Origin of the sequence: Herbihabitans rhizosphaerae, assembly GCF_004216555.1 — a bacterium.
In the GTDB taxonomy this organism is placed as follows: Bacteria; Actinomycetota; Actinomycetes; order Mycobacteriales; family Pseudonocardiaceae; genus Herbihabitans; species Herbihabitans rhizosphaerae.
In genome coordinates this window covers 243212-267531 of the sequence record NZ_SGWQ01000011.1, presented here as the reverse complement: position 1 = coordinate 267531, position 24320 = coordinate 243212, and the positions used below count along the sequence as shown (strand labels likewise).

Annotated in this window: 26 protein-coding genes; 11 read left to right on the top strand and 15 right to left on the bottom strand. The window is 69.7% G+C overall.

Translation table 11 applies throughout. The annotated features are described in order from the left end of the window. Positions 1-115: 115 nt before the first annotated feature. Positions 116-634: a DUF6879 family protein gene (locus EV193_RS27370; protein WP_130347798.1), complete on the top strand. Its 519-nt coding sequence runs from the start codon at positions 116-118 to the stop codon at positions 632-634. Between the two features lie 161 nt (positions 635-795). Here EV193_RS27370 and EV193_RS27365 read toward each other — a convergent pair whose 3' ends face one another. From EV193_RS27365 to EV193_RS27330, 8 genes are all read right to left on the bottom strand, one after another. Further along, positions 796-1752 carry an o-succinylbenzoate synthase gene (locus tag EV193_RS27365; RefSeq protein WP_278044224.1) on the bottom strand — a complete coding sequence of 319 codons (957 nt, stop codon included), beginning with the start codon at positions 1750-1752 and terminating at the stop codon, positions 796-798. A 9-nt stretch (positions 1753-1761) separates the two neighbouring features. Continuing rightward, on the bottom strand, positions 1762-3096 hold the full coding sequence (locus EV193_RS27360) for an aldehyde dehydrogenase family protein (RefSeq protein WP_130347797.1): 1335 nt from the start codon (positions 3094-3096) through the stop codon (positions 1762-1764). Beyond that, complete coding sequence (locus EV193_RS27355; RefSeq protein ID WP_130347796.1) at positions 3093-4094, bottom strand: proline racemase family protein; 1002 nt, start codon at positions 4092-4094, stop codon at positions 3093-3095. Before EV193_RS27355 ends, EV193_RS27360 begins: the two co-directional genes overlap by 4 nt. A gap of 1 nt (position 4095) precedes the next feature. Next, positions 4096-5001 (bottom strand): dihydrodipicolinate synthase family protein, encoded by a 906-nt coding sequence (locus tag EV193_RS27350; protein ID WP_130347795.1) that lies wholly within the window; start codon positions 4999-5001, stop codon positions 4096-4098. Then, positions 4988-6304, bottom strand: coding sequence for an FAD-dependent oxidoreductase (locus tag EV193_RS27345; protein WP_242613705.1), 1317 nt, complete (start codon positions 6302-6304; stop codon positions 4988-4990). The genes EV193_RS27350 and EV193_RS27345 overlap by 14 nt, the downstream gene beginning before the upstream one ends. Positions 6305-6318: 14 nt before the next feature. Continuing rightward, entirely contained in the window at positions 6319-6570 is a 252-nt protein-coding gene (locus EV193_RS27340; protein ID WP_130347793.1) for a (2Fe-2S)-binding protein, read from the bottom strand. Then, positions 6567-7715 (bottom strand): NAD(P)/FAD-dependent oxidoreductase, encoded by a 1149-nt coding sequence (locus EV193_RS27335; protein WP_423202226.1) that lies wholly within the window; start codon positions 7713-7715, stop codon positions 6567-6569. Before EV193_RS27335 ends, EV193_RS27340 begins: the two co-directional genes overlap by 4 nt. Before the next feature lie 63 nt (positions 7716-7778). After that, positions 7779-8378 (bottom strand): helix-turn-helix domain-containing protein, encoded by a 600-nt coding sequence (locus EV193_RS27330; protein ID WP_207222823.1) that lies wholly within the window; start codon positions 8376-8378, stop codon positions 7779-7781. A gap of 114 nt (positions 8379-8492) precedes the next feature. Here EV193_RS27330 and EV193_RS27325 point away from each other — a divergent pair, with 114 nt between their 5' ends. Then, the gene (locus EV193_RS27325; protein WP_130347790.1) at positions 8493-8924 is read left to right on the top strand and encodes a Fur family transcriptional regulator; all 432 of its coding nucleotides are present in this window, start codon (positions 8493-8495) and stop codon (positions 8922-8924) included. 34 nt (positions 8925-8958) lie between these two features. Next, positions 8959-11175, top strand: coding sequence for a catalase/peroxidase HPI (gene katG, locus EV193_RS27320; protein WP_130347789.1), 2217 nt, complete (start codon positions 8959-8961; stop codon positions 11173-11175). A gap of 55 nt (positions 11176-11230) precedes the next feature. On the opposite strand, the gene EV193_RS27315 is transcribed toward katG, so the two are convergent. After that, on the bottom strand, positions 11231-12124 hold the full coding sequence (locus EV193_RS27315; protein WP_130347788.1) for an AurF N-oxygenase family protein: 894 nt from the start codon (positions 12122-12124) through the stop codon (positions 11231-11233). An 83-nt stretch (positions 12125-12207) separates the two neighbouring features. Between EV193_RS27315 and EV193_RS27310 the strand changes: the two genes are divergently transcribed. Next, entirely contained in the window at positions 12208-12852 is a 645-nt protein-coding gene (locus tag EV193_RS27310) for a TetR/AcrR family transcriptional regulator (protein ID WP_130347787.1), read from the top strand. On the opposite strand, the gene EV193_RS27305 is transcribed toward EV193_RS27310, so the two are convergent. Further along, on the bottom strand, positions 12821-13576 hold the full coding sequence (locus tag EV193_RS27305) for an ABC transporter permease (RefSeq protein WP_207222822.1): 756 nt from the start codon (positions 13574-13576) through the stop codon (positions 12821-12823). The two genes, EV193_RS27310 and EV193_RS27305, sit on opposite strands and share 32 nt — an antisense overlap. 76 nt (positions 13577-13652) lie before the next feature. On the opposite strand from EV193_RS27305, the gene EV193_RS27300 reads away from it, so the two are divergent. The 3 genes from EV193_RS27300 to EV193_RS27290 all read left to right on the top strand — a co-directional run bounded on the left by EV193_RS27300 (position 13653) and on the right by EV193_RS27290 (position 16105). Then, positions 13653-13988, top strand: coding sequence for a DoxX family protein (locus tag EV193_RS27300; protein ID WP_130347786.1), 336 nt, complete (start codon positions 13653-13655; stop codon positions 13986-13988). A 273-nt stretch (positions 13989-14261) separates the two neighbouring features. Then, positions 14262-15260: an ATP-binding cassette domain-containing protein gene (locus EV193_RS27295; protein WP_130347785.1), complete on the top strand. Its 999-nt coding sequence runs from the start codon at positions 14262-14264 to the stop codon at positions 15258-15260. Beyond that, on the top strand, positions 15257-16105 hold the full coding sequence (locus EV193_RS27290; protein ID WP_130347784.1) for an ABC transporter permease: 849 nt from the start codon (positions 15257-15259) through the stop codon (positions 16103-16105). Before EV193_RS27295 ends, EV193_RS27290 begins: the two co-directional genes overlap by 4 nt. A 192-nt stretch (positions 16106-16297) precedes the next feature. Here the strand turns inward: EV193_RS27290 and EV193_RS27285 are convergent, their stop codons facing one another. Both EV193_RS27285 and EV193_RS27280 read right to left on the bottom strand, forming a co-directional pair. Then, positions 16298-18109, bottom strand: coding sequence for a glycoside hydrolase family 84 protein (locus tag EV193_RS27285; protein ID WP_130347783.1), 1812 nt, complete (start codon positions 18107-18109; stop codon positions 16298-16300). Positions 18110-18278: 169 nt separating this feature from the next. Beyond that, complete coding sequence (locus EV193_RS27280) at positions 18279-18620, bottom strand: DUF5313 family protein (protein WP_242613704.1); 342 nt, start codon at positions 18618-18620, stop codon at positions 18279-18281. A gap of 79 nt (positions 18621-18699) precedes the next feature. On the opposite strand from EV193_RS27280, the gene EV193_RS27275 reads away from it, so the two are divergent. After that, positions 18700-19035 (top strand): ArsR/SmtB family transcription factor, encoded by a 336-nt coding sequence (locus EV193_RS27275; protein WP_130347782.1) that lies wholly within the window; start codon positions 18700-18702, stop codon positions 19033-19035. Continuing rightward, on the top strand, positions 19032-19667 hold the full coding sequence (locus tag EV193_RS27270) for an SRPBCC family protein (protein WP_130347781.1): 636 nt from the start codon (positions 19032-19034) through the stop codon (positions 19665-19667). Before EV193_RS27275 ends, EV193_RS27270 begins: the two co-directional genes overlap by 4 nt. Here the strand turns inward: EV193_RS27270 and EV193_RS27265 are convergent, their stop codons facing one another. From EV193_RS27265 to EV193_RS27255, 3 genes are read right to left on the bottom strand one after another with little or no spacing between them, the layout of a single operon-like run. Beyond that, positions 19668-20468 (bottom strand): SAM-dependent methyltransferase, encoded by an 801-nt coding sequence (locus tag EV193_RS27265; protein ID WP_130347780.1) that lies wholly within the window; start codon positions 20466-20468, stop codon positions 19668-19670. Positions 20469-20522: 54 nt separating this feature from the next. Beyond that, a complete protein-coding gene (locus tag EV193_RS27260) occupies positions 20523-21323 on the bottom strand; it encodes an SAM-dependent methyltransferase (RefSeq protein ID WP_130347779.1) in 801 nt (266 codons plus the stop codon). A 3-nt stretch (positions 21324-21326) separates the two neighbouring features. Continuing rightward, positions 21327-22127: an SAM-dependent methyltransferase gene (locus EV193_RS27255; protein WP_242613703.1), complete on the bottom strand. Its 801-nt coding sequence runs from the start codon at positions 22125-22127 to the stop codon at positions 21327-21329. A gap of 88 nt (positions 22128-22215) precedes the next feature. On the opposite strand from EV193_RS27255, the gene EV193_RS27250 reads away from it, so the two are divergent. Beyond that, positions 22216-23298, top strand: coding sequence for an ATP-dependent DNA ligase (locus EV193_RS27250; protein ID WP_207222821.1), 1083 nt, complete (start codon positions 22216-22218; stop codon positions 23296-23298). Between the two features lie 2 nt (positions 23299-23300). After that, a complete protein-coding gene (gene ligD, locus EV193_RS27245) occupies positions 23301-24314 on the top strand; it encodes a non-homologous end-joining DNA ligase (RefSeq protein WP_130347778.1) in 1014 nt (337 codons plus the stop codon). The last annotated feature ends 6 nt before the right edge of the window (positions 24315-24320 follow it).

Below are 24320 nucleotides of genomic sequence, written 5' to 3'. Positions count from 1 at the left end.
CTTCCATCCACACCCACCCAGAACCGGCAACACCGCGATGAAAAACTACCCCTGGGCGAAAGCACTGGACGCAGTTGAGAAACAGCTCCGCGACACAGAGACTACCGGGTAGATCATGCGGCCGGTATCAGAGTCGGAGTTCGACACCCTCCTGCGAACGTTCAAACGGGAGGCCGTTCATCTGGAAACTCGCGACGCGTACGGCACCGAGGTCGAGCTGCCACACATGGCGAAATGGGCCACCGGAGAGTACGACGACCTACGTTGGCTCGATGACTGGTGCGCCACCCTGCGAAACCATACGCACGCGGGGCGGTCGGTACGCCGAGCCCGGATCGTCTCCGAGCCGCTAAGCCTCTACCAGCGCTGGTCGCACAGCATCGCCAAACCCATGGTCGACGCCGGCGAAGACATTCGCTGGGTCCCCCGACACCTCGTCTCGTCCATCGCTCTACCTGGCAACGACTTCTACCTGTTCGATGGACGTCTCGTCGTGTTTCTGCACTACACCGGCGACGGACTCGCACTCAGCAAAGCCTCCTCCGTCAACCCGCGCGATGTCACGCTGTGCCGCACGGCATTCGAGTCCGTCTGGAAGCTCTCGATACCGCACAACGAATACAACCCGACATAGCCGCACTCGCAGAGAATTGAGTTGGCCCTGTTGCAACTGCGGCAAGACCTCGCCGCGCGCCATCCGATTACGCACGGATTCTCTCCTGATTCCACCTTCGCGCGAACACGCGTGTCTGCGTGAAGGTGGAACTCGGGGGTGCGGAGCGCGGGACTCGCGGGTCAGGTGTGGCGGCGGACTCGGGTGAGGCGGGCGTGCCACGACGCGGTGCCGGTTGGTTCGTAGGTGTCGAGGAGGGCGGGGTCGGGAATCGGCGGGGTGCGGGGGACGGGGAGGTGGCCGTCGATGGGGTGGAAGGACTGGGCGTCGGGGACGAGATCGCCGTCCAGCAGAGCGAGGGTGCCTAGGCCGCAGGCGAAGTCCAGCTCCGGGAGCGCGCCGGCGAGGGCTAGTTGGGCGGCGAGGCCGACGCTGGTTTCCAGGGCGGAGGAGACCACGCACGGGAGACCGGCGGCTTCGGCGACTTGGAGGGAGCGGCGCACTCCACCCAACGGGGTGCACTTGATGACCGCGATGTCGGCGGCTCCGGCGACGGCGACGCGGAGGGGGTCTTCGGCGCGCCGGATCGATTCGTCGGCGGCGATGCGGACGTTGACTTGGCGGCGGACGGCGGCCAACTCCTCGATCGTGCGGCACGGCTGTTCGACGTACTCCAAGCCCTGTGCGGCGCGGTCGAGTTGGCGGATGTGGGTGACGGCGGTGTCCACGTCCCAGACGGCGTTGGCGTCGACGCGGATGGCGCCGTGGGGGCCGAGGGCGTCGCGAACAGCTTCGACGCGGGCGAGGTCTTCGGCCAACGAGTCGGGGTGGTCGGCGATCTTGATTTTGGCGGTCTGACAACCAGAAAGAGTCGCGATCTCGTGGGCGCGTTGGGGGTCGACGGCGGGCACTGTGCAGTTGATGGGGATGCGGTCGCGCACGGGTTCGGGCCATCCGATCGTGCACTGCTCGATGGTGGTGGCCAGCCACGAAGCCGATACGCGGTCGTCGTAGTCGGCGAACGGGCAGAATTCGCCCCAGCCGGCAGGCCCTTCGATCAGCATTCCTTCGCGCACGGTGATTCCACGAAAGCGCGTCCGCATCGGGATGGCGTAGACGCGCGCCCCATCGAAGTCCACAGGTCGAGCTTAATGGGCTCCGATCTGGATCGTGCGGCTCGCCGTGTAGAACGCCTGTGCCGCTTTGCCTTGCTCCTTGCCGCCGTAGCCGGACGCCTTCTCGCCGCCGAAGGGCAGGTGGAAGTCCACACCGGCGGTGGGTGCGTTCACCTTCACGGTGCCCGATTCGCAACGGTGCGCGGCGGCCAGTGCGGCGTCCAAGTCGGCCGTGTAGATCGAGGTTACCAAGCCGTAGCCGGTGTCATTGGCCAGCGCGAGTGCACTGTCCACATCGGACACTTCGGTGAGGGTGCACACTGGGCCGAACACCTCCTCGCGGTTGAGCGGCGCGTCCGAGGAGAGACCGGCGATCACGGCGGAGCGCAGGAACCACCCGTCGCCCTCCGGCACGGAGCCGCTGGCGATCACGCGGCCGCCCGAGGACTCGGCGACGGCGATCGCGTTGCGCACATGTCCGCGTGCGGCGGCGCTGATCACCGGTGTGGCGTCCAGCGCGGCGACCTTCGCGGCCAACGCGTCGGTCAGCTCGGCACCGCCGACGGTGATCACTCGTTTGGTGGCCGTGCACTTCTGACCGGCGAAACCCATTGCGGCGTAAGCGATATCGGCCGCCGCACGGTCCAGGTCGGCGTCCGGCAGCACGATCGTGGCGGACAGCCCGCCCATCTCGCACTGCGCCGGTATCCCCCGCTCGGCCGCCGCGACGGCCACCGCGCGGCCGACTCCGCCGGAGCCGGTGAACGACACCGCGTCGGTACCCGCCACCAGTGCCGCGCCGGTTTCCGCACCACCAGGTAGCACGGCGAGCAAGCCGTCCGGCAAGTGCGGCGTGGCGAGTTCAGCCCAGCGCAGCGCGCAGGCCACGGCGTCCGGCGACGGCTTGATGAGCGCGCCGTTGCCGAACGCCAGCGCGGGTGCGGACTTCCACACCGGGATGGCCAGCGGGAAGTTCCACGGCGTGATCAACCCGACCACGCCGCGCGGGTGGCGGGTGGTGAACGCCAGGCCGCCGCCGGCCGGGTAGGTCTCGCCGAACGGGTCGAACGCCTGTTGCGCGTAGTACCGCAGCAGGGCCGCCGCCCGCGCCACCTCACCGGCTGCCTCGACGGCGGGCTTGCCCACCTCGCGGGTGATCAACTCGGCCAGCGAACCGGCCTCGGCCGCGACAGTGTCGGCGATCGCGCCGAGAGCCGAGGCGCGCACGGCGGGTGCGGCGGCGGCCCACTCTCGTTGCGCGGCAACCGAAGCGGCCACCGCCTTGTCCACATCGGACGGTGTGGCGGCGGGTACCTCCGCGACCACGTCGGACGGCTGCCACGGTGACGCGGACACCACGATGCTCACAGCGTGAACCCCCTCGGGAACGGGTCAGTCGGGTCGAGCAGGTACTGGCCCATACCGGTGATCCAGGCGCGGCCGGTCACGGTCGGCACCACCCCGACCCGATCACCGATCGGCACTTCCTCCAGCAGGCGCCCGGTGAACCGGGTGCCGATGAACGACTCGTTGACGAAGGGCTCGCCGATTTTCAGCTCGCCCTTCGCGTGCAACTGGGCCATCCGCGCGCTGGTGCCGGTGCCGCACGGCGACCGGTCGAACCAGCCGGGGTGGATGGCCATCGCGTTGCGCGAGTGCGCGCCGTCCGCACCGGGCGCGGTGAACTGCACATGCTTGCAGCCTCCGATCGACGGGTCGGCGACGTGCACCGGCCGACGCTGCTCGTTGATCGCATCCATGATGGACAGTCCGGCGTCCAGGATGCGGCCGGATTCGGCGCGGTCGAAGGGAAAGCCGAGCTGCTCCAGCGGCAGGATCGCGTAGAAGTTGCCGCCGTAGGCGAGGTCGTAGCGCACCTCGCCGAGCCCGGGCACCTCGACCACGGCGTCCAGTTCGTGGCTGTACGCGGGCACGTTGCGCAGCGTCACGCCGTCCGCGTGCCCGTCGCGCACCGCCACGTCCACGGCCACCAGCCCGGCCGGGGTGTCCAGCCGCACGGTGGTCACCGGCTCGGTGACCGTGACCATGCCGGTCTCCACGAGAACCGTTGCCACGCCGATGGTTCCGTGCCCGCACATCGGCAGGCACCCGGACACCTCGATGTAGACCACGCCCCAGTCGGCGTCCGGCCGGGTCGGCGGCTGCAGGATCGCTCCGCTCATCGCCGAGTGCCCGCGCGGCTCGTTCACCAGCAGCTCGCGGATGTGGTCCATGTGGGCGATGAAGTACTCCCGACGGGCGGCCATCGTGTCGCCAGGGATCACCCCCACGCCACCGGTGATCACCCGAGTGGGCATTCCCTCGGTATGTGAGTCGACCGCGCTGAAGTACCGGCTGGCCCGCATGTCAGGCCGCCGCGCGCAAGTAGTCGACGGCCCGCTCCATGTCCACGGCCAGTTGGGCGCGCTGTGCGTCCGACAGCGGTCCGCGCGGCGGGCGGCACGGTCCGCCGAACCGGCCGACCACGTCCATGCCGTACTTGATCGCCTGCACGAACTCGATGCGCGAGTCCCACCGGAACGCCGCCACCAGTGGCTCGTACAGCGCCCGCGCCTCGTCCAGCTTTCCTTGCGTGGCAAGGGAGTACAGCCGTGCCGACTCCGCTGGGAACACGTTCGGGAAGCCGGCGAACCAGCCGGTGGCGCCCATCAGCAGGCTCTCCAGCACCACGTCGTCGGCGCCGGCCACCACCGCGATGTCGCACCGCTCGCGGATCTCCAGCACCCGCCGCACGTCGCCGGAGAACTCCTTGACCGCCACCACGTTGTCGATCCGCGCGATCTCGGCCACCAGCTCGGGCGTGAGGTCCACCTTGGTGTCGATCGGGTTGTTGTAGACCATGATCGGCAGCCCGGCCTTGGCCACCTCGGTGAAGTGGTGGATCACCTCGCCGGGGTTGGCCCGGTACATCGTGGGCGGCAGGCACAGCACGCCGTCCGCACCGTCCTCGGCGGCCAACTCGGCCCAGTACCGCGCCTGGTGCGCACCGGCGCCGTGCACGCCGACCACCACAATTCCCTTGTCCCCCACGGCTTCCACCGCCGTGCGGGCCACCGCGCGGCGCTCGGCGTCGGTCAGCGAGGAGTACTCGCCGAGCGACCCGTTCGGCCCGACGCCTCGGCAGCCGTTGGCCACCAGCCACTGGCAGTGCTCGGCGTAGCGGTCCAGGTCGGGGCGCAGCCCGGCCGGCGCGCTCAGGTCCTCGGTGTAGGGCAACGCGGTCGCCACGATCACACCGTCAAGCCTGTCCATTCATTTCCTCCACGGTCTCTTCTTCGGCGAGTTCACCGAGCCGCACGGGTGCCGCGATCGGCCTGCGCGCGGTGTCGGCGGGGTCGTAGTGGCCGCCGGTGTGCCCGGCGGCGAGTTCGGCGGCGTTGCGCCCACAGACGCGGCCCTGGCACGGGCCGAGCCCCACGCGGCTGGTCAGCTTCAGTGTGCGCACGCCCAGCGCGCGGTGCCGGTCGAGCGCGTCGCACAGGCCGGCGAGGGTGACCTCCTCGCAGCGACACACCAGCGTGTCGTCGGTCAGCCAGGTGCGCCAGCCGTCCTGGATCGGGTGCGCGGCGGCCAGCCCGTCGGCGAAGATCCGGCCCTGGCGCACGGCCCGCAGCGCGGCGCGCGGCACCTCGACGGACGCGGCGGCCGCGGTACCGGCGACGGTGCCCTCGGCGGCGGCGAGCTTCGCGCCGCCGATGCCGGTCAACTCCCCCGCGGCGAACACGCCCGGCGTCGAGGTGGCCTGCGCGGCGTCGACCTCGACGAACCCGTCGCGCAACCGGCAGCCGGCGGCCACCGCCAGCTCCAGTTGCGGGGTGAACCCGTAGCCGACGCACACCGCGTCCACGGCGATCCGGCGCTCGGTGCCCGGCCGGATCCGCCAGCCGTTGTCCAGTGCCGCCGTGGTCACCGCCTCGACCCGACCGGTGCCGTGTGCGGCGATCACCGTGCGTCGGGTGCGGTACGGAATCCGTTGTGCGGCAAGGGCTTTCGCGTACCCGGCCAGCTCGCCGAGCCGTCCGGCGCCGGCCAGCAGCGCACGCGGCGCCCGCAGCCAGCCGGCCGGCCCGTTGGCCTCGAGCACCTCGACGACGGTCGCCCCGGTGCCGGCCAGCGAGGTCGCCACGGGCAGCAGGAACGGCCCGGTACCGGCGATGATCACTCGGCGGCCAACGGCGACGCCATGTCCCTTGGCCATGGCCTGCGCGCCGCCCGCGGTCACCACGCCGGGCAGGTCCCAGCCGGGGAACGGCAGCGCGCGGTCGTAGGCACCGGTGGCCAGGATCAGCGCGTCGGCGTGCAGCGTGACGCCGCGCCGGACCGGCGCGTCGGCCGGTCCGGTGCGCACCCGCACCGTGTGTCCATTGTGGACGCTCTCCAGGTGCCACACGGCGGAGTCCGCGAGGTGCTCGACCTTCGGGTGCACGGGCGGCACGTCGGGCCGCCCTCGGAAGAACTGTCCGCCGGCCGAGGGCGCGGAGTCGATCAGCCGTACCCGCGCGCCCGCCTCGGCGGCGGCCCTCGCGGCGGCGAGCCCTGCCGGTCCGGCTCCCACGACCACGACCCGCCTCACAGCTCGGCCCCGCGCTGGGTGCGGATCTCGTCGCCGTCGGCCAGAACCCGTTGACAGGCACGCACATCCGGCACGCCGTTGACCACCACGAGGCAGTCGAAGCACACCCCGATACCGCAGAACAGCCCGCGCGGGCGGCCACCGATCCTGGTGTCCCGCCAGGAGGTCTGGCCCCGCTCGATCAGCGCGGCGGCCACGGTCTGGCCAGGGCGCGCCACCGTCGGCACGCCGTCCACGGTCACCTTCATGCCGCCTCCAGCACGGCCGGCCGGTCGACCCGGAACGGCGCCAGATCGATCACCGGCGCCGCACCGGTCACCAGGTCGGCGATCAGCCGTCCGGTGGCGGCGGCCAACCCGATGCCGGCGCCCTCGTGTCCGGTGGCGTGCCACATGCCGGGCAGCCGCGGATCGGGCCCGATCACCGGCACGTGGTCCGGCGCGTAGGGGCGGAAGCCGCCGTACGCGCGCATCACGGGAACCGTTGCCAGTACAGGGAAAAGTCCGACCGCCTTGCGGGCCAGCGCACGCAACACGTGGGCATCGACGCGCTCGGCGAACCCGACCCGCTGACGGCTGGAGCCGATCAGCACCGGGCCGGCGGCGGTCGACTCGACCACGCTGGAGGTCTGCAGCGCCGCGTCGTCGCTGACCACCGCGCCCACGTAGTCGGCGTCGTAGACCTTGTGCCGCACCACGAGCGGCAGCGCGGCGGTCACCAGGACGATGCCGCGCCTGGGCAGGATCGCGATCGGCACGCCGGCCGCCCGGGCGAAGTCCCCAGCCCAGGGTCCGCACGCGTTGATCACCGCGCCGCACGGGATCACGCCGTCGGCGACGCGCACGCCGCGCACCCGGCCGTCCCGCCCGGTGTCCACAGTGGACACCGGGGTGTGCGGCCGGATCACGCCGCCGCGCCGGGTCACCTCGGCCAGCAGCGCGGTCGCGGCGAGTACGGGCTGCAGTTGCGCGTCCTGCGGGTAGTGCACGGCGGCGGTGACCGCGCGGGTCAGGTGCGGTTCGAGTTCGTGCACCAGACCGGCGGGCACCTCGCGCGCGTCGACTCCGACGGCGCGCTGGTCACGCATGAAGTCCAGCAGCGGTTGGGCGGCGGCCTCGGTGGTGGCGACCACGAGCCCGCCCTTGGCCTCCCACTCGATGTCGCCCAGCTCGTCGGCCAGGGCCGGCCACAGTCGCCGGGACAGCATGGCGAGATCGAGTTCCGGGCCGGGCGCCTTGTCCGAGACCAGCACGTTGCCCTCGCCGGCGGCGGTGGTTCCGGACGCGGGGGCACCCCGGTCCACGACGGTCACGGCGCACCCGGCAGCGGTCAGCGCGTGCGCGCACGCGGCACCGATGACTCCGGCGCCGACCACCACGACATCGGGGTACACGACCATCCTCCAGCGTTCATTAAAGTGAACGCTGGCGACGCTACGTCCCGGACGACCAGCCCGTCAAGCCCGCGGCCGGGCGGCGGTGGACACCGCACAGGCCATCGGCCCGGCACCCGCGTCCACCGGGTACTGCAGGATCAGCACCGAGGCGACCGGACCCTCGACCGTCTCGCACAGATGCGGCAGGTGCCCGGGGAAACACGCGTAGTCGCCGGGCCCGAGTACGAACGGGTCGTCCACCGGCCCGACCCGCAGAACTCCTTGCGTGACAACGACGTGCTCGTAGCCGGGGTGCCCGGCCGACTCCTGCGTCTCGCCGGGGCGCACCTGCTGGTCGTACACCTCGATCACGGTGTCGGTGACGTCCATCCGGCGCAGCAGGCGCAGGTCCACCGCGTTGCTGCTGAGCACGTCCAGGTCCGCGGACCGGACCACCAGTGACTCCGGTTCGGCCGTCTCGGCGAGCAGCGAGGACACCGGTACATTGAGCGCGTTCGACAGACTGAACACGGTTTCGATGGTCGGGTTCCCCATCCCGTTCTCCAACTGGGACAGCGTTCCCTTGGCGATGTCCGACCGCCGCGCCAGCTCCGACAGCGACAGCCCGGCTCGCGTACGCAAGCTCCGGATGTTCACCCCCAGCACGGCACCCGCACTCATCCGACCCACCACGCCTCCGCTCCAGATCAGTTGCCGCAAGGCTGCCACACACCCGTCCGACACGGACGGGTGGATAATCTTGAATGAATCAAGAATAGATGGCAGACTCGGGGCGTGCCCACGACAGCGGACCTCGAGCGCATGCTGCGCGACGGCGCCCTGCGCGTGACACGCCCCCGCATCGCGGTGCTGTCCGCGGTGCACGACCACCCGCACGCCGACACCGAGTCGATCATCGGTGCCGTGCGTGCCAACCTCGGCGAGGTGTCCCACCAGGCCGTCTACGACGTGCTGCGCGCGTTGACCACGGCCGGCCTGCTGCGGCGCATCCAGCCACACGGCTCCCTCGCGCGGTACGAATCGCGCGTCGGCGACAACCACCACCACATCGTCTGCCGGTCCTGCGGAGCGATCGCCGACGTCGACTGCGCCGTCGGCGACGCACCGTGCCTGACCGCGTCCGACGACCACGGCTACGAGATCGACGAAGCCGAGGTCATCTTCTGGGGCCTGTGCCCGGAATGTTCGACCGCTCGCAGTTCCTGAACACCACCACCATTTCGATCCCGGAAGGATTCCCGTGTCTGACAGTCCTGACGCTGTTGTCGGAGAGATGAACGAGGAGAGCGCGGGCGGCTGCCCGGTCGCGCACGGACGGTTCAGCCACCCGACCGAAGGCGGCGGCAACCGCGACTGGTGGCCCAACCAGCTCAACCTGGCGATCCTGCGCAAGCACTCCGCGGCGGCCGACCCGATGGACGACGATTTCGACTACGCCACGGAGTTCAACTCCCTGGACCTCGACGCGCTGGCCGCCGACGTCGACGCGGTGCTGACCACCTCGCAGGACTGGTGGCCGGCCGACTTCGGCCACTACGGCGGGCTCATGATCCGCATGGCCTGGCACAGCGCCGGCACCTACCGGATCGACGACGGCCGCGGCGGGGCGGGCGCCGGCATGCAGCGCTTCGCACCACTGAACAGCTGGCCGGACAACGCGAGCCTGGACAAGGCGCGCCGTCTGCTCTGGCCGGTCAAGCAGAAGTACGGCCGCAAGATCTCCTGGGCCGACCTGATGATCTTCACGGGCAACCGCGCACTGGAGACCATGGGCTTCAAGACGTTCGGCTTCGCCGGTGGCCGCGCCGACGTGTGGGAGCCCGACCAGGACGTCTACTGGGGCCCGGAGCGCACCTGGCTCGGCGACGAGCGCTACAGCGGCGACCGCGAGCTGGAGAACCCGCTGGCCGCCGTGCAGATGGGTCTCATCTACGTGAACCCGGAGGGCCCGAACGGCCAGCCGGACCCGCTCGCCGCGGCACGGGACATCCGCGAGACGTTCCACCGCATGGCGATGAACGACGAGGAGACCGTCGCGCTGATCGCCGGCGGCCACACCTTCGGCAAGACCCACGGCGCGGCCGACGCCGACGAGTTCGTGGGCGCCGAGCCGGAAGGCGCCTCGCTCGATGAGCAGGGCCTCGGCTGGAAGAACAGCTTCGGCAGCGGCAAGGGCCGCGACGCGATCACCAGTGGCATCGAGGTCACCTGGACCCCGACCCCGACCCGGTGGAGCAACTGGTTCTTCCACAACCTGTTCGAGTACGACTGGGAGCTGACCACGAGCCCGGCCGGTGCCAACCAGTGGACGCCGAAGGACAACAAGGCCCGCAACACCGTTCCGGACCCGGAGGACGGCGCGCTCAACCGCACGCCGGGCATGCTGACCACCGACCTGGCGCTGCGGTTCGACCCGGTCTACGAGCCGATCTCCCGTCGGTTCTACGAGAACCCGGAGGAGTTCGCCGACGCGTTCGCCCGCGCCTGGTACAAGCTGACGCACCGCGACATGGGCCCGATCCAGCGCTACCTCGGCCCGCTGGTCCCCGAGGAGACGCTGATCTGGCAGGACCCGGTGCCGGAGGTGGACCACGAGCTGGTGAACGCCGAGGACGTCGCGGCGCTCAAGAGCCAGATCCTCGACTCCGGGCTGTCGGTGTCCCAGCTCGTCTCCGCCGCGTGGGCGTCCGCGTCGACGTTCCGCGGCAGTGACAAGCGGGGCGGCGCGAACGGTGCGCGGATCCGCCTGGAGCCGCAGCGCCAGTGGGAGGTCAACGACCCGGACAATCTCGCTCAGGTGCTGCGCACGCTGGAGGGGATTCAGGGGTCGTTCGGCAAGCCGGTCTCGCTGGCCGACCTGATCGTGCTCGGCGGGTGCGCGGCGGTCGAGCAGGCCGCCAAGGCCGCCGGCCACGACGTGACGGTCCCGTTCACGCCGGGCCGCACGGACGCGTCGCAGGAGCAGACCGACGTCGAGTCGTTCGCGCCGCTGGAGCCTGCGACCGACGGGTTCCGCAACTACCGGGGCAAGGGCGGCCGGTTGCCGGCCGAGTTCCTGCTGCTCGACCGGGCGAACCTGCTGACCCTGTCCGCGCCGGAGCTGACCGTCCTGATCGGCGGTCTGCGGGTGCTCGGCGCGAACTACCAGCAGTCCCAGCTCGGCGTGTTCACCTCCTCGCCGGGGTCGCTGACCAACGAGTTCTTCGTGAACCTGCTCGACATGGGCACGGAGTGGAAGCCGACCGGCGAGGACGCGGAGACCTTCGAGGGCCGCGACCGCGCGACCGGTGAGGTCAAGTGGACCGGCAGCCGGGCCGACCTGGTGTTCGGGTCGAACTCCGAGCTGCGGGCCGTCGCCGAGGTCTACGCCAGCGACGACGCGGGCGAGAAGTTCGTGCGCGACTTCGTGTCCGCGTGGGACAAGGTGATGAACCTGGACCGGTACGACCTGGTCTGATCCTCGGTATCTGACAGCGGCGTCCGGGCCGGCCACACGGTCGGCCCGGACATCGTCAGAGCATCACCCCGGCGCGTCGCCACAGCATCTTGCTCGGACCGGCGATCAGCCCGGCGTCGTCCAGGAAGCGCACCAGCCGGCCGGACGCCTCGGTCAGCACCTCGCGCCGGTGCGGGTTGGCCCTGGCGAGCGCCGCGACCTTGCGCGGTTCGGCCAGTCCGGCGCGCGCGTACTGCTCCGGCCGGACCAGCAGCCGGGACAGCAGCAACGCCCCGATCGCCACGACGTCGCGGGTGAACTCCCTGGTCGGCCAGCCGCGCCGGTCCAACTGCCGGATCAGGTCCTCACGGGCGTAGCGGACGTGCCGCGCCTCCTCGGTGACGTGGATGCGCATGATCGCGCGCACCAGCGGCTGGATCGACTCGTCCTGCAGGTGCTCGCGCTGGATGGCGTCGAAGATCTCCTCGCCGATCAGCGTCGCCACCCACATCGGCGCGCCGCGCAGGATCAACGGCAGCGCGTGCGCGGGCTTCTGCAGCAGCCAACCGTTGCGGTACGGCGTCTCGCCGACCTTGTCGATCAGCATGGCGAACATCGTGGAGTGCCGGCACTCGTCGGCGATCTCGGTCAGCGCGTACCGGACGTGCCCGGTGGTGGGATCGCGGTGGTAGGCCATCCGCAGCAGCATCTGCATCAGGATCACCTCGAACCAGATGCCCACGCTGACCGTGTTGACCATCTCCTGCTTGGACAGCTCGATCCGCTGCTCGTGACTCATCCGGCGCCACAGGTCGGTGCCGTACAGGGACACCGTGCGCTCCGGGATGAACAGCTTGCCGTCGGCCAGCGGCGCGTTCCAGTCGACGTCGACCAGCGGGTCGTAGGACAGCTTCGCGCTCGACTGCAGCAGACGCTCGGCGGTCCTCTCCCGGTCACCGATCTTGACCATGTGACTCCCTCCGGGTCGCGTCGCTACAGGAAAACGCATGTAACAAACTACGTCAAGATGTAAAGTCCGTTAAGCTGCTGTCCATGCAGACGGGCAGAGTGCGCAAGGACGTTCTCAGGGAGGCGATCGAGGCCGAGCTGCCCGACGACGAGAGCACCAACCGGATCCTGCGGGCGGCGCTGGAGCACGCCGAGGACTTCGGGCTTCGACGGTTCACCGTCGACGAGGTGGCCCGCCGCGTCGGGCTGTCCCGGGTGACGATCTACCGCCACTTCCCCAAGAAGGACAAGCTGCTCAAAGTCCTGATCATGAGCGAGCTGCGGCGCTTCCTGACCAAGGCGGACACGGTCATCGCGGCCCAGTCCACGCCGGAGGCCAAGCTGATCGAGGGGCTGACCTTCGCCGTGATGTTCCTGCGCGAGCACAAGCTGCTGTCCCGGTTGCTGCGCACCGAGCCCGAGTTCCTGCTGCCCTACCTGACCGTGAAGGCGGGCGACTTCCTCGCCGCCGCGCGCAACTGGATCGCCGGGCACATCCGCGCCGAGGTCACCGCCGGCCACCTCGCGATGCCCGACGAGGACATCGACATCGTCGCCGAAGTCCTGGCGCGCAACGTCCTGTCGCTGGTCCTCACGCCCGAGACGCTGCTGCCGCTGGACTCGCCAGAGGGGCGCCAGCGGCTCGCCGAGCTGTACTTCATCCCGATCGTCCGCGCGCTGCGCCCGTGAGGCGGCCGGTCGCCACCAGCTCCACGGTGATCACCACGGCGACCGCCTCCACCGCGAGCAGACCGACCAGCACGAGCAGCTGGGTGAGGCCGGCCTGGGCCGGGCTCGCGCCGCCGAGCAGCATCCCGACGAACGCGCCCGGCAGCGTGACCAGCCCGACCGTGCGGGTCTGATCCAGCGCGGGCACCAGCGCCTGACCAGCCGACGGCCGGCAGATCTCCAAAGCCGCGCCCCGAATCGTGAACCCGAGCGCGAGCGCCGCCTCGTACTCCCCGCGCCGGTTCACCAGCTCGTCGACCGCGCGCCGGCCGGCGAGCGAGGTGGCGGTCATCGCCCCGCCGATCAGGATCCCGGCCACCGGCAGCAGCACGACCGGCCGAGCCGGCACGACGCCGGTCACGACCAGGATCGCGAGTGCCGGCAGCACCCCGCAGCCGATCGCCGCCGCGACCGGGGGCGCCGCGCGCAGCGTGCCGATCCGCCGCGCGGAGGTGACCGTGGCGACGGCGTACATGGTCAGCACGAACAACGCGGTCCAGCCGACCGACGCGAGCACGGCGGCGATCAGCAGCGACACCACGGCGAGTTGGACGGTGGCGCGCAGCACGGCGGTGACCACCGCCCACCAGGCGACGACCTCCCCCAGCCACACCACGACGGCGGCGAACGCGCACAGTCCGGCCAACACCAGGATCACCGCGGGCCACAGCTGGTCTGTCACCACGGCTCGAACCCTGTCACATCGGTGCCGCGCGGTCCGTCATGGCGGTGACACACCCGATCGGACCAAGGAGTTCGCGATGTCCACCGCATACGTCATCGTCACCATCGTCGGAGCGGTCATGGTGGGGTTCTCCGCCGTGTCGATGTTCGCCCGCACCCCGTGGGTGGTGAAGCCGATGGAGGACTACGGCGTCCCCGAGTCGTGGCTGCCCTGGCTCGGCACGGCGAAGGCGGCCGGCGCGGCCGGACTGATCGTCGGGTTGTTCGTGCCGGCGATCGGCGTGGCCGCCGCGGTCTGTCTGGTGCTCTACTTCATCGGCGCGGTGATCACGGTGATCCGCGCGAAGTGGTACTCGCACATCCCGTTCCCGCTGATCTACATGGCGCCGGCGGCCGTCTCACTGTTCTTGTGAACTCGGGCAAGGTCGCGGAGTCGGCTTCGCCGACGGCCTGTGGTCTTGTTGCTTGGATGGTTGCGGGCCGCGAGGTGGGTGGCTGAGTTGATTGGGTGGTCCAGCCACGCCACCTCCCCAGCGTGGCTTCCGCTCGTGCGGTCAAGCGGGCCGAGCGGCCTGGTGATCTCCGCGTCATGACCCGCCAGCTGGCTGTGGAAATCGTCCCGGTTTGTCAGGGTTCGGGCGTAACTTCGGCCACCTTGGCGCGACTTCCCCGGTGGAGGTGCAGAGGTGGACAACCACGACGAACCGGCGGTCGAGACGGCCGGCCTGGTGAAACTGTTCGGCGAGACACGCGCGCTGGACGGGCTCGACCTGACCGTGCCGCGCGGCATCGTCTACGGCGTGCTCGGCCCGAACGGCGCCGGCAAGACCACCGCGGTCCGGGTGCTGGCGACCCTACTGCGCCCGGACGGCGGCGAGGCGCTCGTGTTCGGCAAGGACGTGCGGCGCCAGGCCGACGAGGTCCGCGGCCGGGTGAGCCTGACCGGGCAGTTCGCCTCGGTCGACGAGGACCTCACCGGCATGGAGAACCTGATCCTCATCGGCCGGCTGCTCGGGCACCGCCGGCACGCCGCCCGCGACCGGGCCGCCGAGTTGCTCGAGGCGTTCGGGCTCACCCCGGCGGCCGACCGGCAGGTGAAGACGTACTCCGGCGGCATGCGCAGGCGGCTGGACATCGCGGCCAGCATCCTCAGTACGCCCGATCTGCTGTTCCTGGACGAGCCGACCACCGGCCTCGATCCGCGCAGCCGCAACCAGGTGTGGGACATCGTTCGCGCGATCGTCGCCCAGGGCACGACCGTGCTGCTGACCACGCAGTACCTGGACGAGGCCGATCAGCTCGCGTCGCGCATCGCGGTGATCGACAACGGCAAGGTGATCGCCGAGGGCACCAAGGGCGCGCTGAAGGCGTCGGTCGGCGTGGGTGCCGTGCACCTGCGGCTGCGCGACGCCGAGCAACGAGCCGAGGCGGCCGAGATCCTCCGGTCCGCACTGGACGCGCAGGTGATCCTGGACCACGACCCGGTGGCGATCACCGCGCGGATCGCCGACGGTGGCGGCGACGGGGGCACCGAACGCGGCGCGGCCGAGCAGGCCTCGCGCGCGCTGGCCGAGTTGGGCAGGTCCGAGATCGTGGTGGACACGTTCTCCCTCGGGCAGCCGAGCCTGGACGAGGTGTTCCTCGCGCTCACCGACCGCCCGGCCACCGAAGGGAGCGCGGCATGACCACCGCACGCGCGAAGGACGACGAGATCGAGCTGGCGCCGGTCGCGGAGAACCTGGCCAGCGTGCTGGTCGCCAAGGAGCGGCCGCCGAGGCCCAGTGCGCTGTCCGCGTCGATCACGTTCGGCTGGCGGGCCGTGCTGAAGATCAAGCACGTGCCGGAGCAACTGTTCGACGTCACCGCGTTCCCGATCATGATGACGTTGATGTTCACCTACCTGTTCGGTGGTGCGCTCGCCGGTTCGACCACGGAATACCTGCAGTACCTGCTGCCCGGCATCCTGGTCACCAGCGTCGTGATGATCACGATGTACACCGGCGTCGCGGTGAACACCGACATCGAGAAGGGCGTGTTCGACCGGTTCCGCAGCCTGCCCGTGTGGCGGCCGGCGGCCATGGTCGGCTACATCCTGGGCGACCTGCTGCGGTACGTGCTGGCCTCGACCACGATCATGGTGATCGGGCTGATCCTCGGGTACCGGCCAGACGGCGGCATCGTCGGCGTGCTCGCGGCGGTAGGGCTGCTGATGGTGTTCTCGTTCGCGTTCTCCTGGGTGTGGACGATGTTCGGGCTGTTCATGCGCTCGGAGAAGTCGGTGATGGGCGTCAGCATGCTGGTGCTGTTCCCGCTGACCTTCCTGAGCAACGTGTTCGTCAACCCGAAGACCATGCCCGGCTGGCTGCAGTCCTTTGTGGACGTCAACCCGATCACGCACCTGGTGGCGGCCTGCCGATCCACCATGAGCGGCACGTGGGACGGCGGCGAGATCCTCTGGGTGCTCGTGGCCAGCGCCGTGCTGACCGTGGTCTTCGGAACGCTGACCATGCGGCTGTACAACCGAAAGTAGTCCCCGAGTCGTCGCACCCAACGCTTGACAATCGCGCGGGTACCCATCCGCGTACTTTAGCCCGCTAAAGTACCCCGGCCACGGAGAACGCCCAGGTCAAACATGATCAACTAGTGGCGGGAAACGTGAAGGTGGTGCACGTCAGGCCGAGCGGGGCGGCATGGTCACCCTCACGGCTCGATTGGTTCCTCGCTACGCCCCGGTGTCACGCAGCGCGCGGTCCAGGAAGGGGTCGAACACGCCGGGCGCGAGCACCTGCGGGATGGCGTGCAGTTCGTCGCGCTTGGCCGTCAGGTCCGCCCGCAGCCGCTCCACCGTCGCGGTGTCACCTTTCTGGTACGCCACAAGGAGATCCGCCGCGATCTTGCCGGCGGCGCCGTACGCTCCGAACTTGTCCAGCCACGGTTTCGTCTCGGTCAGGAACCGGGGGTTCGCGAGGCCCTCAGCCAGCCGGGCCGGCGTCTGCTCGACGAGCCCGAAGTACTCGTTCACCTTCGCGGCGGGCGCGGTGACGTCCTGGTTCTGCTCGAACGCCCGCCACAGCTCGGCGATCAGCGGCGTCAGCGTCGCCGACTCGACCGGCTGGATCCGCGACGAGTGACTGTTCTCCGCGAACACCCGCAGCCAGTTCGCCGCCGTGCCACCGAGATCGGCGATCGCCGCCTCCCAGGAGCGCGCGGGATCGTAGGCCGGCGCGTTCCACAGGAAGTCGGCCGACGTGTGCAGCGCGATCTTGCTGGCCTGCGCCTGGTTCATCGGATTCGCCGTGACACCAACGGTTTCCGTGGTGATCCCGGGCTCCCGGCCGACGTACGGGCCGAGCAGCAGCCGCTCCTTCACGTAGTCGTTGACCGGGTAGTTGTCCCACACCAGGATCTTGTGCCCGAACACCTCGCGGGCGGCCCGCGCGTCCGCGGTGGTGATCGTCGGCGCGATCACCCCGATGCCGGTCCACTGCACCAGCACGCTCGGGTCCAGCTGCTCGCGCAGCGCCTTCTTGTAGGCCGACTCCTTGATGTCGTAGTACTCGGTCGCGACCGTCTGAAGTGGACTGACGTCCGGGTGCTTGTCGTTGAACGCGGTCTTCACCCGGTTCAGCACGAACGACTGCGCCGCCCCCGCGGACGCCGGCGAACCAGGGCCGAACTTCTGCTCGTCCTCCACGCAGTTCCACTTGTCGTAGGAGATGTCGTCGAGCGGGATGTTGAACTGCCGCACGCCGATTCCGTACAGCGACTCGAACTTGTCGACCAGCGCCCGCAGGTCGGCGTCGGAGCTGTAGCAGATCGACAGGCCGGGCGAGAGCGCGAAGGTGAAGCCGACGTGGTTCGCGGCGGCCCGGTCGACCAGCTCCTTGAGCCGGGCCAGCTCGGCCGGCGGGTAAGGCTCGCGCCACTTCTCCCGGTGATACGGGTCGTCCTTCGGGGCGTAGACGTAGATGTTCTGCTTGGTGCGGCCGTAGAAGTCCATCTGGTCCAGCCGGTCGGCGTGCGACCACGGCTGACCGTAGAAGCCCTCGATCGTTCCGCGATGCTCGGCCGACGGTTCGTCGCGCACCTCGACCGAGGGCATCCCCGCCGGGGTGAGGAGCTGGCGCAGCGACTGGGCGGCGTAGAACGTGCCCGCACCGTCGACCCCGGCCAGCACGACGTGCTCGCGGTCGGCCGAGTCGCGGCCACTGGCCAGCACGTAGCCGTCCGCACGCAGGCCGGCCGGGCCGCGCACGCCGAGCGTGTCCAGCGTGCCGGCGGTCGCGGCGTTCTCGGCCGGGCCACCCACCCACACGGTGACCGGGGTGCCCGGATCGGACTCGGTCGCCTCGGTGACGCGGGTGAATCCGGCCGAGGCGAGCGCCGTGCGCACGGCGGCGACGGCCGGCGTATCAGTGCGCGCTCCGGTGACCAGGCCGACATCCGGGGTGACCGGGAACGGCTCGCCCCGCATCGAGATCGCGGCCGGTGTCGGATGAATCCGAGGAGTGACAGTCGCCTCCACCGGGGCCATACCTGCCTCCGCAACCGCTATTCCGGTGATTGTCAACATCGAGATTGCCGCAAAGGCAACGAATCGTGACGTCCGCACGGGCGCACCTTCCCGGTCTACCGGTCATGGGCCGCTATGGACTAGACCACGTCTCGAGCCGGACGGTCAAGATACGTCCGACGTGTATCGGTCAGCGGCGCGATCGCCGGCCGGTATCAGGCGGGAAACCGTGCTGTACCAAGCGATCCGCCCGGAACTCCTCGGCCTGCGCGAGCGTGAAGGCCAGCGTCATCACCAGGGCGAACCCGAGCGCGGCGAGCGCCATCGCCACGGGTACCGGCAGCAGCATGAGCACGAGAAACCCGACGGCCAGGAACGGCGCCGTCTCCGCGAGCACGCGCAGCGCGTACCGCCAACGCCAGTGTGGCGCCGTCGCGTCGCGCAGGACCCACGCCCGATACCGATCGGGCAGCCGGCCGCCGTAGGCATAGCGCAGCCACCGCAGCGGACCCGGCCTGCTTATCGCGTCCACCAGCCAGGAGTACCCACCAGAGCGCCCGCAATACTTTAAGAGTTGACTTATATAAGCAACACCTTCTAGAGTTGCCGCCGTGCACGCGTTCGACGTCCTCGGCGACCCGGTTCGCCGCCGAATCCTGGAGCTGCTCGTGGACGGCGAGCAGACCTCCGGGGCCGTCTGCGCGATCATCACCGAGGAGTTCCGGATCACCCAACCCGCCGTCTCACAGCACCTGAAAGTGTTGCGGGACAACGGATTAACCACCGTGCGCCCGGAAGGGACGCGGCGGCTGTACGCGGTGAACCCGGAACCCCTCCGTGAGGTCGACGACTGGATCGACCGCTTCCGACGCTTCTGGACGCCCCACCTCGACGCGCTCGCGACCGAGATCGCACGCGGCAAACGTGAACGGAGAAAACAACAATGATCGACGTCAAGCACCAGATCAACGCCGTCCGCCGGCACCTCGGCACCCGAAAGCTGGAGGCCGGCGAGGCGCGGGTGCTCACGATCAGCCAGAGCTACGACACCACGGCCGAGGACCTGTGGGACGCCTGCACCAACGCCGAACGGATCCCCCGCTGGTTCCTGCCGGTCACCGGCGACCTGAAGCTCGGCGGCCGCTACCAGTTGGAGGGCAACGCCGGCGGCACGGTCGAGCGCTGCGACCCGCCGAAGAGCTTCGCCGCCACCTGGGAGTACGACGGCAATGTGAGCTGGATCGAGGTGCGCCTGTCCGCCGAATCGAGTGAGCGGGCCAGGTTCGAACTGGAGCACGTCGCGCACGTCGCCGACGACTGGAAGCAGTTCGGCCCCGGCATGGTCGGCATCGGCTGGGACATGCTGCTGATGGGCCTGTACCTGCACATGTCCGGCGCCGGTTCGCTGAGCCAGGAGGAGGCGATGGCCTGGCACTTCTCTGAGGAGGGCCTGGCGTTCATGGCCGAGTCGAGCGACCGCTGGCGCGCCGCGGACGTCGAGGACGGCGCCGACCCCGAGCAGGCCAAGGCCGCCGCCGACCGCGTGTACGCCGCCTACACCACACAGCCCGAGGAGTGATCACTCCTTGCGGCCGACTCCCACGTAGACGTCCCTCGGGCCCTCGGTCTCGTCCGCCCGCTCGGGGTGCCACGCCGGCGCGGACACCACGCCCGGCTCCAGCAGCTCGAACCCGGTGAACATCGACACGACCTCGTCGTACGGACGGAAGTACATCGGGTCCCGGCTGTTCTTCATCGCCTCGACCACGCCGGCCATGCCCTCCGGGGCGTGGTCGGCGGTCAGGTGTGACAGCGCGAGCATGCTGCCGGCGGGCAGCGCGTCCCGGTAGGCCGCGAGGATCTCCAGCGGCTGCTTCTCGTCGGGCACGAAGTGGAACACCGCGACCATCAGCAGGCCGATCGGCTTGTCGAAGTCCAGCAACGCGTGCACCGTCGGGTCGGACAGCACCACGTTCGGCTGGGTCAGGTCCGCGTTGACCACAACCGCGTTCTCGTTGTCGTCCAACAGAAGTTCACTGTGCGCGACGGCCACCTCGTCGTAGTCGACGTAAGCCACCTTGGCGTCGGGGTTCGCGCCCTGTGCCACCTCGTGCACGTTGCCCACGGTGGGGATGCCCGACCCGAGGTCCAGAAACTGCGTGATGCCCAGCTCCAGCATGTGCAGCACGGCCCGACGCATGAACGCCCGGTTCGAACCGGCGATCTGCGTGCCGTTGCGCATCACCTGGAGCACCTTCTCGCCGACCGCGCGATCGATGGCGAAATTGTGCGCGCCGCCGAGCAGGTAGTCGTACACACGAGCAGCACTCGGCACCTGAACGTCCACATCGGACGGAACCCATGACGGGCGGTCGTTCATCGTTCACCTCGCTTGATCGAAACCTGACTGACCGTCCACTATGGACGGAGTGACTCACACCTTGCGGCCGACTCCGGCGTAGATGTCCTTCGGCTCCATGGGCTCGCCCGCGCGCTCCGGACGCCATCCCGGCGCGGGGACCACACCCGGCTCGATCAGCTCCCAGCCGGCGAACAGGGACACCACCTCGTCGTGGCCGCGCAGGTACATCGGGTCCTTGCTCTTGCGCATCGCCTCGGCGAGGCCGGCCATGCCCTCCGGGGCGTAATCGGCGGTCAGGTGCGACAGGGCGAGCGCACCCGTGTCGGGCAACGCGTTCCGGTAGGTGGCGAGGATCTCGTGCGGCTGCTTCTCGTCGGGCACGAAATGGAACACGCCGACCATCAGCAGGCCGATCGGCTTGTCGAAGTCCAACAACCGCCGCACCGGCGGCGCGGACAGCACCGTGTTCGGCTCGGTGAAGTCGGCCTTGACGACGGTGGCGTTCTCGTTGCCCTCCAGGATGAGCTCGCTGTGCGCCACGGCCACCTCGTCGTAGTCGACATAGGCCACCTTGGCGTCGGGATTCGCGCCCTGCGCCACCTCGTGCACATTGCCGACGGTCGGAATCCCGGAGCCGAGGTCGAGAAACTGCGTGATGCCCTGTTCGAGCATGTACAACACCGCCCTGCGCAGAAACGAGCGGTTCGCTCCGGCGATCCGCGTCGCGTTGGGCATCGCCCGCAGCATCTTCTCGCCGACCGTGCGGTCCGCACTGAAATTGTGCGCACCGCCAAGCAGGTAATCGTAGATACGAGCGGAACTCGGTATCTCGACGTCCACATCGGACGGAACCCATGACGGGCGGTCGTTCACCGTTCACCTCTCCTTGCGGCCGACGCCGGCATAGACGTCCTGCAACTCGTAATCCTCGTCCGCGCGCTCCGGCCGCCATCGCGGTGCGGAGATCACGCCGGGCTCGATCACATCGAACCCGTCGAACAGCGCCAGAATCTCCTCACGGCCGCGGAAGGTCACCGAGTCCCTGGTGTCCTTCATCTCCTCGATGACGACCCCCATGCCCTCCGGATCGTGCTGCCTCGTCAGGTGCGACAGCGCGAGCATGCTGCCGGCCGGCAACGCGTCCCGGTAGGCCGCCATGATCTCCAGCGGCCGCTTCTCGTGCGGTACGAAATGCAGCACCGCGACCACGAGCAGCCCGATCGGCTTGTCGAAGTCCAGCAGCGCACGGGTCGCCGGATCGGACAGCACGGTGTCCGGCTCGGTGAGGTCGGCGTGCACGACGGCCGCGTTGTCGTTGTCCTGGAGCATGACCTCGCTGTGCGCGACGGCCACGTCGTCGTAGTCGACGTAGACGACCTTCGCGCCGGGCGCCGCCGCCTGGGCGATCTCGTGCACGTTGCCCACCGTCGGAATACCCGACCCGAGATCCAGGAATTGTGTGACGCCCTGCTCCACCATGTGCAGCACGGCCCGGCGCAGGAATCCCCGATTCGAACCGGCGAGCTGGGTGCCGTTCTTCATCGTCTGGAGGAACTTCTCGCCGACCGCGCGATCGACGGCGAAATTGTGCGCACCGCCGAGCAGATAGTCGTACACGCGGGCCGCACTCGGCATCGTGACGTCGATATCGGGCGGAACCCACGACGGGTCGTTCACTGCTCACCTCGCCTGTTGACCGGTACACGAAAGCCTACTGTCCGTGTCCAGCCTCGTGCAGGGCCCGCTGACGATCTAGTGTCGAGACGTGGACCTTCCTGTCATGCCGCCGGTGAAGCCGATGCTGGCCAAAGCCGTGCACGAGGTGCCCCGCGCCGAGGGCCTCGCCTACGAGCCCAAGTGGGACGGCTTCCGGTGCGTCGTGTTCCGTGACGGCGACGAGATCGAACTGGGATCACGCAACGATCGCCCGCTGACCAGGTATTTCCCCGAACTGGTCGACCTGCTGGCCGACGCGCTGCCGCCGCGCTGCGTGGTGGACGGCGAGATCATCGTGGTCACCGGAACCGGGCTGGACTTCGACACGCTGCAGAACCGCCTGCACCCCGCCGCCTCCCGGGTGAAGAAGCTGGCCGCCGAGACGCCCGCCAGTTTCGTCGCGTTCGACCTGCTCGCGCTGGGTGACGACGACCTCACCGAGAAGCCGTTCACCGAACGCCGCGAACTGCTCGAGTCCATTGTGGACACCGAGTTCGCCAGGGTGCACCTGACGCCGCTGACGCGCGACCCCGATGTCGCCGAGGACTGGTTCACGCGGTTCGAGGGCGCGGGATTCGACGGCGTGATGGCCAAGCCGGGTGACTCGCCGTACCAGCAGGACAAGCGGATCATGTGGAAGGTCAAGCACGAGCGCACCGCGGACTGCGTGGTCGCCGGCTTCCGGATGCACAAGGACGGCAAGGGCGTCGGCTCGCTGCTGCTCGGGCTCTACGACGACAACGGGACACTGCACCACGTCGGCGTCGCCTCCAGCTTCACCGCCGCCCGGCGCGCTGAGCTGGTCGACGAGCTGGAACCGTTGCGGCGCAATGCCTTGGACGCCCACCCGTGGCGCGAGTGGGCCCAAGCCGAAGCGCACGAGAGCGGGCGGATGCCGGGCGGGCTCAGCCGGTGGTCGGGCGGCAAGGACCTGTCCTGGGAGCCGGTGCGCATCGAGCTGGTCGCCGAGGTCCGGTACGAGAACGTGCTGGCCGGCCGGTTCCGGCACGGTGGGCGGCTGGTCCGCTTCCGGCCGGATCGGACACCCGAGTCGTGCACGTACTCGCAGCTCGACGAGGCCGTGCCGGCCGAGCTGATCGACCTGTTCTCCGCCACCCAGCGGGGGAACTAGCCATGGCGGCCAAGAGCGAGTCGATCACCGTCGACGTCGGCGGCACCGAGGTCACGGTGTCCAGCCCGGACAAGGTGTTCTTCAACCAGCGCAACGAGACCAAGCTGGACCTGGTCAACTACTACCTCGCGGTCGGCGAGCCGCTGATGGCCGTGATGCGCGACCGGCCACTGCTGATGGAGCGCTACCCGAACGGCGCCGGCGGCAAGTCGTGGTGGCAGAAGCGCGTGCCGGCCGGCACTCCCGAGTGGTTGCGCACCACGGTCGTGTCCACCCCGAACGGCACCACCAGCGACGCGCTGGTCGCCGCGGACATGGCGCACGTGATCTGGGCGGTCAACCTCGGCTGCCTCGGGTTCCACGTGTGGCCCTACCGCGCCGGCGAGCCGGAGTTCACCGACGAGCTGCGGGTGGACCTGGACCCGTCCCCCGGCGTCGACTTCGACGCGCTGCGCGAGGGCGCGGTGCTCACCCGCGAGCTGCTCGCCGAGCTGGGGATCGCCGCCCGGCTCAAGACCTCGGGATCCCGCGGATTGCACGTCTACGTTGCGCTGCAACGGAAGTGGGACTCCTACCAGGTGCGCGCGGCCGCGGTGGCGCTGGCCCGCGAGCTGGAGCGCCGCCACCCGGAGAAGATCACCGCCAAGTGGTGGAAGGAAGAACGCGGCGCGCGCGTGTTCGTCGACTTCAACCAGAACGCACCGCACAAGACGGTGTTCGGCGCGTGGTGCGTGCGGCCGAAACAGAGCGCCCAGGTGTCCACGCCGATCTCCTGGGACGATCTGTCCACAGTGGACCCGACGGCGCTGACGCTGGCCACCGTGCCGGCCAGGGTGGCCGAGTTCGGCGACCCGTGGGCGGAGATCTCCGAGCCGCAGTCGATCGAGCCGCTGCTGGAGATGTCCGAGCGCGACATGGCCGACGGGCTGATGGACGCGCCGTGGCCGCCGGTATACCCGAAGCAGCCGAACGAACCACCGCGGGTGGCACCCAGCCGGGCGAAGAAAGAGGAATAATGCTGG

What these genes read in the sequence shown, in the direction of transcription:
- EV193_RS27370 (WP_130347798.1), top strand. Translation starts at nt 116, where the DNA reads ATGCGGCCGGTATCAGAGTCGGAGTTCGACACCCTCCTGCGAACGTTC.
- EV193_RS27355 (WP_130347796.1), bottom strand. Translation starts at nt 4,094, where the DNA reads ATGCGGGCCAGCCGGTACTTCAGCGCGGTCGACTCACATACCGAGGGA.
- EV193_RS27350 (WP_130347795.1), bottom strand. Translation starts at nt 5,001, where the DNA reads ATGGACAGGCTTGACGGTGTGATCGTGGCGACCGCGTTGCCCTACACC.
- EV193_RS27340 (WP_130347793.1), bottom strand. Translation starts at nt 6,570, where the DNA reads ATGAAGGTGACCGTGGACGGCGTGCCGACGGTGGCGCGCCCTGGCCAG.
- EV193_RS27330 (WP_207222823.1), bottom strand. Translation starts at nt 8,378, where the DNA reads ATGAGTGCGGGTGCCGTGCTGGGGGTGAACATCCGGAGCTTGCGTACG.
- EV193_RS27315 (WP_130347788.1), bottom strand. Translation starts at nt 12,124, where the DNA reads ATGGTCAAGATCGGTGACCGGGAGAGGACCGCCGAGCGTCTGCTGCAG.
- EV193_RS27310 (WP_130347787.1), top strand. Translation starts at nt 12,208, where the DNA reads ATGCAGACGGGCAGAGTGCGCAAGGACGTTCTCAGGGAGGCGATCGAG.
- EV193_RS27300 (WP_130347786.1), top strand. Translation starts at nt 13,653, where the DNA reads ATGTCCACCGCATACGTCATCGTCACCATCGTCGGAGCGGTCATGGTG.
- EV193_RS27290 (WP_130347784.1), top strand. Translation starts at nt 15,257, where the DNA reads ATGACCACCGCACGCGCGAAGGACGACGAGATCGAGCTGGCGCCGGTC.
- EV193_RS27285 (WP_130347783.1), bottom strand. Translation starts at nt 18,109, where the DNA reads ATGGCCCCGGTGGAGGCGACTGTCACTCCTCGGATTCATCCGACACCG.
- EV193_RS27270 (WP_130347781.1), top strand. Translation starts at nt 19,032, where the DNA reads ATGATCGACGTCAAGCACCAGATCAACGCCGTCCGCCGGCACCTCGGC.
- EV193_RS27265 (WP_130347780.1), bottom strand. Translation starts at nt 20,468, where the DNA reads ATGAACGACCGCCCGTCATGGGTTCCGTCCGATGTGGACGTTCAGGTG.
- ligD (WP_130347778.1), top strand. Translation starts at nt 23,301, where the DNA reads ATGGCGGCCAAGAGCGAGTCGATCACCGTCGACGTCGGCGGCACCGAG.